The organism is Streptomyces sp. NPDC002054 (assembly GCF_040296685.1).
In the GTDB taxonomy this organism is placed as follows: Bacteria; Actinomycetota; Actinomycetes; order Streptomycetales; family Streptomycetaceae; genus Streptomyces.
The window spans coordinates 167,554-179,338 of the sequence record NZ_JBEOXT010000007.1 but is presented as its reverse complement, the minus strand read 5'-3'; the positions used below and the strand labels follow the sequence as shown (position 1 = coordinate 179,338).

The window sequence follows — 11,785 nt, the reverse complement described above, 5'->3', positions numbered from 1 at the left end:
CTGCGTACGCCACCCGCGGCCAGGGCGAATGCGCCATGCTCGGAACTGCGCCGGAACGGCTCCGGTGCTGCTGCGGCCCGGCCTGGCGAGGTGCACCCCCATGGAGTCCCGATCAACGCTGACAGCCTGGCTGGGCCGTCTCGACGCCGGCCGCCTGGCACGCGTACTCGCGACGCGGAACGACGCGACGTCACCTCCGGAGCCGCGCACGCTGGGAGAAGTGGCGGACCGCCTCCAGCGTCCGGGCTCAGTGGCGCTCGCCCTGCCACGGCTCACGCTGCCGTGCCTGCAGGTGGCCGAAGCGCTGGCGGCGCTGGGCGGACCGGCGACGCCCGGTGCCCTGGCGCAGCTGCTGGGAGCAACGGACGGCGAAGCCGCCCGCGGCCTGGACGCCGTACTGGAGACACTGGCCGATCATGCGCTGGTCTGGCCGGACGGTAACGGGACGCTCCACATGGCCGCATCCCTGCGGCAGGCGTGGGAGGCGCCCCTGGGGCTGGACGCTCCCCTGGAGGAGCTGCTGACGGGTGTGACCTCGGACGAGCTGCGCGGCATGCTGGTGGCGCTGGGCATCAAGCCGCCCGGTAGCAAGCAGCAGCGACTGGCCGCCCTGGTGGAACACCACAGCGACCCGGAAGCCATCGTCACCGTGGTGGCACGAGCACCCGCGATCGCCCGGGAGTTGCTGGCCCACCGGGCAGGGTCCGCGCCGACGCAGCCGCCGACGCAGCCGCAGGTCATCATGTTCGGGACAGTCGGCCCCGGCCTCGAATCGGGGGTGCGATGGGCACTCGACCGGGGACTCCTGATCGAGGACCGCCATCGGTACGGTGCTGCGCGCATGCCCGTCGAAGTCGCGCTGGCCTTGCGCGGGCCCGGCCGGCACGCCCCCTTCGACCCGCTTCCGCCCTCCGCTCGGCTGGTGTCCATCACCTCCGCCGAGGTGGAGCGGGAGGCGGCAGCCGCGGCCACGGCGTTCGCGGCCCAGGCCGCCTCGGTCCTCTCGGCCTGTTCCCCGACTCCGCCGGCCAGGCTCAAGTCCGGTGGGATCGGCGCACGTGAGCTGGCCCGGATCGGCAAGGCCGCCCAGGCCGACGAGGCCGTGGTCCGCATCACCCTGGAGACCGCGTACGCGGCCGGGCTGCTGGCCCGGGACGGCGACCGGGTGGCGCCGACCGGGGCGTACGACGTCTGGGCAGAACAGGAGCCCGCGGAGCGGCTCGCCGTGCTGCTCCGGGCATGGCGCAACCTGCCGCTCACCCCCACCCGGGCGCGCGACGAGGACAACAAGGCGCTCCCCGCCCTCGCGGGGGCCCCGCCCTGTAACGGTTGCCGCCAGGCACGCCACGGGCTGTTTTCCGCAGCCGCACAGCTCCCGGCCGGACAGGGGGTGAAGACCGCCGCTGATCTCGGACCGGCGGTGGCCTGGCACCGCCCGCTCGCCGACACCACATGCGTGGACGCCATGGACGCCATGGACGACTCCCCCTTCGCCGCGGTGATCCGGGAGGCCGAACTGTTCGGAGTGATCGCCCGAGGCGCCCTGTCGGCTCTCGGCGCCCAGCTGCTCGCCGACGACGCGGAAGGACTGACCGCCGCCTGCCGGCGGCTGCTGCCCCCGGCCACCGGAACGGCCCGGATCGGCACGGACCTCACCGCCGTCGTCGCCGGCACACCGACCGCGCGGCTCGCCGTACTCCTGGATGCCACCGCGGACCGGGAAACCAGCGGCACGGCCTCGGTGTGGCGGTTCAGCTCCGGCAGCATCCGCCGTGCCCTGGACTCCGGACGCAGCCCGGACGAGATCACAGCCGAGCTGTCCGCCATCGCCGTCGATCCCCTGCCACAGCCGCTGTCCTATCTCATCGTCGACACCGCGCGGGGCCACGGCCGGGTGCGCATCGCCCCGGCCGTCTGCGTCATCCACGGCCAGGAGCCGGCACTGCTCACCGAACTCGCCGCCCACCGCAAGCTCGCCACGCTCGGCCTGCGGCAGCTCGCGCCGACTGTTCTCGTCAGCCGCAGCCCACTCGACACGACCCTCGCAGCGCTCCGCGCCGAGGGCTACGCACCCGTCGCGGAGACGGCCGGCGGGACCGTACGCATCGAGAAGGCCTTGCCCCCGCGGGCGGACGCTCCCGTTCCGGCCCCTCGGAAGAGCGGCGGCAGGCGCGGCACGCGAAGCACAGCCCTCCGCACCACCTCGGAGGACCTGGCCGTCCGGCTGCTGACCGCACCACCGACCGTGCCGGAACCCGACCCGTTCGGCAGCGGGGTCCCCTTCGGAACGGACACCGAGGAGATCGTCGCCGGATACGCGAAGCACCTGTCGTACAGCGATGTCCGCCAGCTCGCCCACACCATCGACGCCGGCACCGCCATCACGGTCGAGTACGTCGCCACCTCGGGCAGCCGCACCGTACGCACCCTCAGCGGCCTGGAACTCGACCCGCCCTACCTGGAAGCCTGGTGCCACCTGCGCGAAGCCGAACGCGTCTTCACGCTCTCCCGCATCCACGGCGTCATGCCCCTGTAGGTACAGGCGGGTCGGGCACCGGAAAGGCCCCGGCCAGGGCAGAGAAATTGTTCGATCGGATTGGCCAGGGCTGTCACACCCCGGGTGTGGCGCGGGTCAGAGCAGTGACGAGCTCAAGAGAGCCGGCCGGGGCGAGGGTGCTCCCGGTGGCCCGCCCGATGGGAGTATTCCGATGTCCGTTGCCCACACCGTCGTCACCGTCCTCGCCGCCCTCATGGCCGGCTACTCGGGCTACGCCGTTCTGTTCCGTGCCGAGTGGGTCGTGCAGGCCCTGACCGAGTACCGGGTCCCGCAGTCGTGGTGGACCCGGCTGGGTGCGCTCAAGGCCGCCGGGGCCGTGGGGCTGCTGGTCGGGCTGTTCGTGCCGGTCGTCGGGGTGCTGGCCGGCATCGGCCTGGTGCTGTACTTCACCGGGGCCGTGATCACCGTGATCCGGGCCCGCTCGTACGGGCACATCCCCTTCCCCCTCGTCTACATGGCCCCGGTGGTCGGCGCCATGGTGCTGGGGGCCGCCGCCTGAGCACCGCCTGAGCACCGCCTGAGCACGCGGAGCGGGCCCCGGCCGGCGGAATCGGCCGGGGCTCGCCGCGTCCGTGGTCAGGTCAGGTCAGGTCACGTCAGGCCAGGATCTTTGCCTTGGCCCGGTCGAACTCCTCCTGGCTGATGTCCCCCTTGTCCTTCAGCGCGGAGAGTTTGTGCAGCTCGTCCGCCGAGCTGCCGCCGCCACCGGAGCCCGCGGCCTGCTGGACGTACTGCCGGAACGATGCTTCCTGTTCCTTCATGGCCTTCACATCGCGCTCGCCCATGCTCCGACCGCGCACGATGAGGTAGATGAGGACACCGAGGTAGGGGATCAGCACGACGAGGACCAGCCAGCCTGCCTTGCCCCAGCCGCCCAGGCTGTGGTCGCGGAAGATGTCGGTGATGACCTTGAAGAGCAGGAAGAACCACAGCACCCACAGGAACAGCCACAGCATGGTCCAGAAGAGGTTGAGCAGCGGGTAGTCATCCATACCGTTCGACTCCGTTCACCGGACCCCGTTCCGTCGATCGGAACCGGGCTACCGGATTCCAGTCATACCGGCGGCCCATCGGGGCGGCCCGCGGGGTACGGCCGACCGGGTGAACGGGGCCCTCAGCGCGGGGTCGTGGCGTCCGGGACGAAGGGCGCGCCATGGCCCGGGACGATGAGGTCCGCGACGGCCAGCACGCGCTCACGGCTGGAGCGGTGGAGGGCGCGGTCGATGGCGACCGGGTCCTCGGCGGGGCCGTCCGCCCGCCACCACAGGTCTCCGGCCAGGGCCACCACACCGTCCGGGGTGCCCACGAGGAGGGTGATGTCCTCCGCGCTGTGGCCCGGGGTGGCGATCAGCCGCAGGGAGGGGCTGAAGGCGTACCCCTCTGCCTCGCGGTCGGTCCAGCCGTGGCCCTCGTAAACGGCCTTGTGGTCGTGGACCCGGGCCCGGCCGAACAGGCCGGCGTTGAGGGTGTTGTCGGGGTGGTGGTGACTGAGCACCACGTCGGTCACCGCGTCCGGCGTCAGCCCGAGCTCGGCGAGCGCATCGGTGAGGACGGCGGGGTGGGCCACCATCCCCGGGTCGAAGACGATCCGCAGGTCGCCGTCGGTGACGAGGGTGACGGTGGCGGCCACTCCGGGGCCGGTGGACCCGGTGTATCCGGTGGCCAGGACGTGGACGGCGGCGGAGCGGCCGGTCGGTGCGTCGGTTCCGGGGGCGGTCGCTGCGTTGGTCGGTACGTCGGTCCCGGCGGCGGTCCCGGGTCCGGTCGGGGCGGTCGGTGCGGCGATCGGTGCGTTGGTCATGGGGAAAGCTTCGTGGCGCGGCCGTCGACCCGACAGTGGCAGAACTGCCCCTGATCGCAGGTTTTCCGACAAGGTTTTCCGGTCACCGCACTAGCGTGGGGCGGTGCGCCCCTTCCGCTCCGTCGCCGCCTATGCCCCGCCCGGTGCCACCGGCCTCGCCCTCGGCATCGTGAACGAGATCTTCGGCCGTCCCGCCTTCGACTTCGCCCTGTGTACCGACCGCCCCGGCCCGCTCCGGACCGATCTCGGTCTGCCGCTCCAGGTGGAACACGGCCTCGACCGGCTGGCCGGCGCCGATCTGGTGCTGGCGCTGCCCGGCACGGACTTCCGTACGGAGCCCCCGGCCGGGGCGATCGCCGCCCTGCGAGCCGCGTACGACCGGGGCGCCGTGGTGGCCGCGCACTGCGTCGGCGTGTACGCGCTCGCCGCCACCGGGCTGCTCGACGGCCTGGACGCCACCACCCACTGGCGGTTCGCCGCCGACCTGGCGGCCCGCCGCCCGCAGGTACGGGTGCGCCCCGAGGCCCTCTACGTCGACCAGGGCCGGGTGGTCACCGGGGCGGGTGCCGCCGCCGGCATCGACCTGTGCCTCTACCTGATCCGGCGCGGGCACGGCACCTCCGCGGCCAACGACATCGCCCGCGACCTGGTCAGCCCGCCGCACCGGGACGGCGGCCAGCTCCAGTACCTGGCCGCGCCCGTTCCCGCGGACACCGACGACGAACGGCTCGCCGACGTGCTCGCCTGGGCGCGGGCGCACCTGGACCACCGGATCACCGTGGCGGGATTGGCCGAGCGGGCCCTGCTGAGCCCGCGTACCTTCGCCCGCCGGTTCAAGGCCGCCACCGGGGCCACCCCGCACGCCTGGCTCACCGCCCAGCGGCTCGCTCTCGCCGAGGAGCTGCTGGAGACCACCGGACTGCCGATCGAGGAGATCGCCCGCCGGGTGGGCTACGGCAGCGCCGCCGTCTTCCGCGAACAGTTCGCGCTGCGCCGCGGGGTGGCACCGCGCACCTACCGACGGGCCTTCACCGGGCGGAGCTGAGAGCTGAGTACCCGCGGCTGAGAGCTGAGCACCCTGGGCGCGCCCTCAGCGGGTGTCGCCGCCCAGCCGGACCAGCATCTTGCCGGTGTTGGCGCCGCGCAGCAGGCCGAGGAAGGCCTCCGGGGCCCGTTCGATGCCCTCGACCACGGTCTCCTCGGTGTGCAGGCTGCCGTCCGCCAGCCAGCCCGCCGCCTTGCCGATCCACTCCGGGAAGAGGTCGAAGTGGCTGGTGACGAGCATGCCGCGGAGGGTGGCCTCCTGGGCGGCGGCCCGGAAGAGGTTGTCGGGGCCGGGCACCGGCGAGGTGGCGTTGTACCCGCTGATCGCCCCGACCATGGCGATCCGCCCGCCGGGCCGGATCGCACCGATGGCGGCCCGGAGGTGGTCGCCGCCCACCGCGTCCATGTAGACGTCGATGCCCTCGGGCGCGGCCTGCGCGAGCTGCTCGTCGAGCCCGCCGGCCCGGTGGTCGACGGCCGCGTCGTACCCGAAGGCGTCGAGGAGCTTCCTGGTCTTCTCCGGGCCGCCGGCCGAACCGATCACCCGGGAGGCGCCCAGCTTCCGGGCCAGCTGCCCGGCCACGCTGCCGACCGCCCCGGCGGCTGCGGAGACGAAGACGACATCGCCCTCCCGGACCGGCGCGGTGCGGGTGAGTGCGGCGTAGGCGGTGAGGCCGGTGGTGCCGAGTGCGCCCAGGTAGGCGGCGGGCGGGGCGAGCTCCGGGTCGACCACGGTGGCCGCTGCCGCGTCCAGGACGGCGTACTCGCGCCAGCCGAGGAAGTGCGACACGGTCGACCCGACCGGCACGGACTCGGCACGGGAGGCGACCACTTCGCCGAGGGCGCTGCCCTCGAGAGCGGCGCCGAGGGCGAACGGGGGGATGTAGGAGGGGGCGTCGTCCATCCGGCCGCGCATGTACGGGTCGACGGACATCCAGGTGTTCCGCACCAGGATCTGGCCTTCGGCGGGCTCCGGAAGCTCGGTGCCTACCAGGGCGAAGTGCTGCGGGCCGGGCTCGCCGACGGGACGCGCGGCCAGCCGGATCTCACGGGACGTGACGGTCATGGGGGTTCCTCCGGAGTGTGGGTGAGGCTCGTGGTCGTGGTTGCGGTTGCGGTTGCGGACCTCACGATGCGGGGCCCCGCGCATGGATCGCCGACGGTCCGCGCACGGGCGCGCACGGCCGCCGCTGTCGCGCCAGGGGACGCCAACAGCCGTCCGGCGGGGACGGGTTAGCGTGATCACATGCGTTACGAGGTGCTGGGCCCGGTCACCGTCCGGACGGACGACGGAGCCGCCGTGCCCGTACCCGAGGCCAAGGTGCGGGCCCTGCTGGCGGATCTGCTGGTGCACCGCGGCCGGCCGGTGCCCGTGGACCGGCTGATCGACGACCTGTGGGGCGACGCGGTCCCGGGCAATCCCGGCAACACCCTGCAGACGAAGGTCTCCCAGCTCCGGCGGGCCCTCGCGAAGGCGGATCCTGCCGCCCGGGCGCTGGTGGAGTACGGTCCGGCCGGCTACACCCTGCGGGTGGCCGAGGAGGTGGTGGACGCGGGCCGGTTCACCGCCCTCACCGCCCGGGCACGGCAGCAGGCCGATCCGCGGGCCCGGGTGGCGCTGCTGGCGGAGGCACTGGGGCTGTGGCAGGGGGAGGCGTACGCCGATGTCCGCGACGCGGGCTTCGCGCAGGCCGCCATCGCCGGGCTGGAGGAGCAGCGGCTGACCGCGTGGGAGGAGTGGGCGGAGCTGCGCCTGGAGCTCGGCGACCACGCGGTGCTGGCGGACGAGCTGGCGGCGGTGGTCGCGGAGCATCCGCTGCGGCAGCGCATGACGGCGGTGCTCATGCGGGCGCTCTACCGGTCGGGGCGGCAGAGCGAGGCGCTCGCGGTCTACCAGGGGCTGCGGCGGCGGTTCGCCGAGGAGCTGGGCATCGATCCGGGGCCGGAGCTGGCGGCTCTGCATGAGGCGATCCTCCGGCAGGACCCGGCCCTCGCGGCGCCGCCGCGCCCCGAAGCCCTTGCAGCCCCTGCAGCGCCTGCAGCGCCTGCAGCCGGCGAAGCCGCCGAACCCCTCGCGGTCCTCGCGGCTCCGGGTACGAACCTGCCCGCCCCGGTCAGTTCGCTGGTCGGCCGGCAGGACGCGACGGCCCGGGTGTGCGCCCTGGTCGCGGCGGGCCGGCTCGTCACCCTCACCGGTCCCGGCGGGGTCGGCAAGACCCGGCTCGCCCTGGCCGCGGCCACCGCCACGCTCGCCGACCGCCCGCAGGACGTCCCCGACGGCGTCTGGTTCGTCGAGCTCGCCGGCACCGGGACCGGCACCGACACCGGGACCGAGGTCGAGGTCGAGGTCGCCGAAGCGGTGGCGGTCGTCCTCGGGCTGCGCGACGACGGCGCGGAGCCCGGGCGGCGCCGTCCCGGCGGGGCCGAGGAACGGCTGGCGGAGGCGCTGGCCACCCGCCGGCTGCTGCTCGTCCTCGACAACTGCGAGCAGCTCGTCGGGCCGGTCGCCGCACTCGTCGGCCGGCTGCTCGGCCGGGCCCCCGGCCTACGGGTCCTCGCCACCAGCCGGGAACCCCTGGCCCTGTCCGGCGAAACGCTGGAGGCCGTGGCTCCGCTCCCCGCGGCCGAAGCCATGGAGCTGTTCGCCGCCCGGGCCGCCGCCGGCGCCCCCGGGTTCGCCCTGGATCCCGGGAACACCGAGGCCGTGGCCCTGATCTGCCGCCGCCTGGACGGCATCCCGCTCGCCCTCGAACTGGCCGCCACCCGGGTCCGGGCCCTCGGGGTGCATGCCCTGGCCGACCGGCTGCACGACCGCTTCCGGCTGCTCAACCAGGTACGCCGGGACGCCCCGGCCCGGCAGCGCACCCTGCGCGCGATGATCGACTGGAGCTGGGAGCTGCTCTCCCCGCCCGAGCGGACCCTGCTGGCCCGGCTCGCGGTGTTCGCGGGCGGCTTCACCCTGGAATCGGCGGAGGCGGTGGGCGCCGGGGACGGCGTACCCGCCGAGGATGTCCTCGACCTGCTCACCCGGCTGGTCGACCGCTCCCTGGTCGTCGCGGCGTACGAGACGAACACCGGCACGGGCAGCACCGATGCAACCGGAGGCCCCCGCTTCCGGATGCTCGAATCGGTGCTCGCGTACGGCCTGGAACGGCTCGACGAGGCCGGCGACACCTCGGCCGCCCGCCGCCGGCACGCCCTGTACCACGCCGGACTCGCCGAGCGGGCCGAGCCGTTGCTGCGCGGCCACGACCAACAGCAGTGGCTCCGCCGCCTCGACGCCGAGTCCGCGAACCTGCGGGCCGCCCTGGACCACGCCGGGCCGTGGGGGCTGCGCCTGGTCAACTCCCTGACCTGGTACTGGCATCTGCGCGGCCGGCTCGGCGAGGCGGTCCGTTCGCTGGACCTGGCCCTGACCCGCCGACCCACCGAACCCACGCCTCGTTACGCGAATGCCCGGGCCCGGCGCGCTGCCTGTGCGCTGCTGACCGGCGAGGAGGTGCCGCCCGGGGCACGCTTCGACGACGCGGACCCGCACGGCCGCTGGCTGCTCGCGTTCGCCCGGTGCGGCTTCGGCGGCCCGCCGGGCGAACCGGCGCAGACCGCGGAACTGGCGGCACTGGGCGCCGAGTTCCGGGCGCTCGGGGACCGCTGGGGCGAGGCCGCCGCCCTGGGCATCCACGCCACCCGCGCCCTCTACCAGGGGGACCTGCCCGCCCTGCGCCGGTACGCCGAACGCAGCGCCGCCCTGTTCGCCGGGCTCGGCGACCGCTGGGGCACCCTCCAGGCCGCCGAACAGCTCGGGGTCCTCGCCGAGATCTCCGGGGATTACGAGGCGGCAGCGCGCCTGCACCGGGACGGCGTACGGGATGCCGAGCAGCTCCGGCTGCACACCCGGGCCTCCTTCGGGCTGGCCCGGCTGGGCCGGCTCGCCCTGCTGACCGGTGAGGACGCGCGGGCCACGGAGCTCCACGAGCGGGCCCGGCAGCTGGCGGTGGAGCAGTCGCACCGCCCGGCGGAGCAGTTCGCGGTGACCGGTCTGGCGCTCGGGGCCAGGCGGCGGGGCGAACCGGAGGCGGCGGAGGCCTTGTTGCTCCCCTGGCTGGACTGGAACCGGAGGCTCGGCGTCGACAGCGGCACCGCGCTGGTCCTGGCGCAGCTCGGCTATGCGGCGGAGCAGCGCGGGGATCCGGCCCGGGCGGAGGCCCTGCACCGGGAGGGCCTGGCCGCCGCCCGCCGGACCGGTGATCCGCGTGCGCTGGCGCTCGCGCTGGAAGGCCTGGCGGGTGCGTGCGCCTTGGCCGGCCGGCCCGCCGAGGCCGCCTCCCTACTGGGCACCGCCGCCGCCCTCCGCGACTCCGTCGACGCTCCGCTACCCCCGGCGGAACGCACCGACACCGCCCGAGCGGCTGCCCTAGCCCGCGCAGCTCTGGGAGAGACAGACTTCGCAACCACCTTCACCCAGGGCCGCACCCTCTCCCCCGACCGGATCGCCCCCCACTGACCCGGGGGCCCCTGCCGGAGCGGCCCGCCCCCGCCTCGATCCACACCCCACCCCAGCCCGGGCCCCAGACCCGACCTCGGCCCCGGGCCAGGCCGGGCCGGGCTCCGAGCCGGGCCCCGGTCCCGGCTTCTTCCCCGGGCTCCGGCCCCGCTCCGGGCCACACCCCGCATCGGGCCCCGCCTTGAGCCCCACCCCAGGCCGGGCCGGACCTCGGCCCCGGCTTCTTCCCCCAGCCTCCGGCCCCGCGTCGGTCCCCGGCCCCGGCTTCCTCCCCGGGCCCCGGCCCCGCCCGGGGCCACACCCCACCTCGAGCCGGCGTCAGACCCCACCCCGGGCCGGGCCCCGCCTCAGGCCGCGCCTCGGGCCGGGCCGGGCTGGGCCCCGCCTCGGTCCCCAGCCCCAGCTTCCCCCCTGGGCTCCGGGCCCGCCTCGGGCCCCGGTCTCGGCTTCTTCCACCCGGGCCCGGCCCGGGCACCGGCCCAGGCCCGGCATATCCCTCCGGGCCCGGGCCGGACCTCGGCCCGGCTTCTTCCCCCAGGCCCGGGCTCCGGGCCCCGGCCCGGCTTATCCCCCGGGGCCCCGGCCCGGAGCCCCGGCCCAGGCGGGCCCCGGCCCGGGGTTCCGGCGCCTCATGGCGCCTACGGCGCCCACTGCGGCTCAGGCCGCCAGTTCGTGTTCCGTGCGCCGGGTCACGGTGCCGGCCAGGCACAGCGTTGCCGCCGAGCACAGCAGGCCGAGGGCCAGTGCCGTCCACCACAGGGTCGACGCGCCGAGGTGCGTGTAGAGGGCGACGCCCAGGGTGAGGGCTGCGAAGCGGGCCAGGCCCCAGGCCCAGCTGAAGGCGCCCTGGTAGCGCCCCCTCGCATCGGCCGGGGCCAGGTTGGCGACCGCCGCCGCGGCGATGCCGGCGACCACCACCTCGCCCAGCGACCAGACGGCCACGGAGCAGGCGTAGCCGACGACGCTGTCCGCCAGGCCGGTCAGCGCCACCCCGAGGGCGATCAGCGCACCGCCCGCGCTCTGCACCGGGAACTGCGGGAGCCCGGCCAGCCGGGCCGTCGCGAGCGGCTGGAGCAGCACCACCATCACCGCGTTGACCGCGGCCATCGCCCCGTACACGCCGGGGGAGAGCCCGCTGTCGTGGATGGCCATCGGGAGGGCGACCTCGGTGAGCGAGTAGACGAAGAGCTGGACGCCGAATATGCCCAGGAGGGCGAGCAGCAGCCGGTCGCGGAGGACCACGCCGTAGCCCACACCCGCCTTCGCGGCGCGGCCCGTCGCCGCCTCCGGCCGGCCCGGCTCGCGCAGCCGGGTCGCGACCACCACCGCGTACACGAGCATGCAGGCCGCGTCCACGGCGAACAGCAGCCAGTAGCCGCGCGCGGCCAGGAAGCCGCCGAGTACGCCGGCCACCGCGGTGCCGATGTTCACCCCCCAGCCGAGCAGGGCGTACGCCCGCTGCCGGTGGGCGGCGTCGACCGTGTCGGCCATCAGCGCGTACGCCGCCGGGTTCACCATCGCACCCGCCGCGCTGATCAGCAGGGCCGCAGCGGCCATCGTGAGCACGCCCGGCGCCAGGAACAGCGCGCCCTGCGCGGCGGCGGCGCCGAGCAGCCCGATCAGCATCGTCGGGCGGCGCCCGATCCGGTCCGCGAGCAGTCCGCCGGCCGCCGGGCCGAGCAGGTGGCCCGCGCCCAGTGCGCCGAGGACGTACGAGGTCTCGGTGCCGGTGACCCCGCGGGCGGCGAGGAAGAAAACGAGGAACGGGGTGACCATGAAGCCGAGTCGGTTGATCACGGTGCCGGCGAAGACGGTCCAGACGGTGGGCGGGAGTCCGCGGAAGGTGGAGAGCATGGGTGGAGCGTGCGGCCCCGACACC

General features: G+C 75.1%; 8 protein-coding genes. 4 read left to right on the top strand and 4 right to left on the bottom strand.

Annotated elements, in window-relative coordinates:
- Positions 1–100: 100 nt before the first annotated feature.
- Both ABT123_RS08940 and ABT123_RS08935 read left to right on the top strand, forming a co-directional pair.
- Positions 101–2,536, top strand: coding sequence for a helicase-associated domain-containing protein (locus ABT123_RS08940; protein WP_351311257.1), 2,436 nt, complete (start codon positions 101–103; stop codon positions 2,534–2,536).
- 172 nt (positions 2,537–2,708) lie between these two features.
- A complete protein-coding gene (locus ABT123_RS08935; RefSeq protein ID WP_351311255.1) occupies positions 2,709–3,056 on the top strand; it encodes a DoxX family protein in 348 nt (115 codons plus the stop codon).
- A 97-nt stretch (positions 3,057–3,153) separates the two neighbouring features.
- Here the strand turns inward: ABT123_RS08935 and ABT123_RS08930 are convergent, their stop codons facing one another.
- On the bottom strand, positions 3,154–3,549 hold the full coding sequence (locus ABT123_RS08930; protein WP_351311253.1) for an SHOCT domain-containing protein: 396 nt from the start codon (positions 3,547–3,549) through the stop codon (positions 3,154–3,156).
- A 122-nt stretch (positions 3,550–3,671) separates the two neighbouring features.
- Positions 3,672–4,358: an MBL fold metallo-hydrolase gene (locus ABT123_RS08925; protein WP_351311252.1), complete on the bottom strand. Its 687-nt coding sequence runs from the start codon at positions 4,356–4,358 to the stop codon at positions 3,672–3,674.
- A 103-nt stretch (positions 4,359–4,461) separates the two neighbouring features.
- On the opposite strand from ABT123_RS08925, the gene ABT123_RS08920 reads away from it, so the two are divergent.
- The gene (locus ABT123_RS08920) at positions 4,462–5,403 is read left to right on the top strand and encodes a GlxA family transcriptional regulator (protein WP_351311250.1); all 942 of its coding nucleotides are present in this window, start codon (positions 4,462–4,464) and stop codon (positions 5,401–5,403) included.
- Positions 5,404–5,448: 45 nt separating this feature from the next.
- Here the strand turns inward: ABT123_RS08920 and ABT123_RS08915 are convergent, their stop codons facing one another.
- Positions 5,449–6,468, bottom strand: coding sequence for an NADP-dependent oxidoreductase (locus tag ABT123_RS08915; RefSeq protein WP_351311248.1), 1,020 nt, complete (start codon positions 6,466–6,468; stop codon positions 5,449–5,451).
- A gap of 180 nt (positions 6,469–6,648) precedes the next feature.
- Here ABT123_RS08915 and ABT123_RS08910 point away from each other — a divergent pair, with 180 nt between their 5' ends.
- Positions 6,649–9,906, top strand: a complete 3,258-nt coding sequence (locus ABT123_RS08910) for an AfsR/SARP family transcriptional regulator (protein ID WP_351311247.1) — start codon at positions 6,649–6,651, stop codon at positions 9,904–9,906.
- A gap of 657 nt (positions 9,907–10,563) precedes the next feature.
- Here the strand turns inward: ABT123_RS08910 and ABT123_RS08905 are convergent.
- Positions 10,564–11,760: an MFS transporter gene (locus ABT123_RS08905; protein ID WP_351311246.1), complete on the bottom strand. Its 1,197-nt coding sequence runs from the start codon at positions 11,758–11,760 to the stop codon at positions 10,564–10,566.
- Positions 11,761–11,785 lie beyond the last annotated feature (25 nt).

What these genes read in the sequence shown, in the direction of transcription:
- ABT123_RS08925 (WP_351311252.1), bottom strand. Translation starts at nt 4,358, where the DNA reads ATGACCAACGCACCGATCGCCGCACCGACCGCCCCGACCGGACCCGGG.
- ABT123_RS08930 (WP_351311253.1), bottom strand. Translation starts at nt 3,549, where the DNA reads ATGGATGACTACCCGCTGCTCAACCTCTTCTGGACCATGCTGTGGCTG.
- ABT123_RS08910 (WP_351311247.1), top strand. Translation starts at nt 6,649, where the DNA reads ATGCGTTACGAGGTGCTGGGCCCGGTCACCGTCCGGACGGACGACGGA.
- ABT123_RS08915 (WP_351311248.1), bottom strand. Translation starts at nt 6,468, where the DNA reads ATGACCGTCACGTCCCGTGAGATCCGGCTGGCCGCGCGTCCCGTCGGC.
- ABT123_RS08935 (WP_351311255.1), top strand. Translation starts at nt 2,709, where the DNA reads ATGTCCGTTGCCCACACCGTCGTCACCGTCCTCGCCGCCCTCATGGCC.
- ABT123_RS08905 (WP_351311246.1), bottom strand. Translation starts at nt 11,760, where the DNA reads ATGCTCTCCACCTTCCGCGGACTCCCGCCCACCGTCTGGACCGTCTTC.
- ABT123_RS08940 (WP_351311257.1), top strand. Translation starts at nt 101, where the DNA reads ATGGAGTCCCGATCAACGCTGACAGCCTGGCTGGGCCGTCTCGACGCC.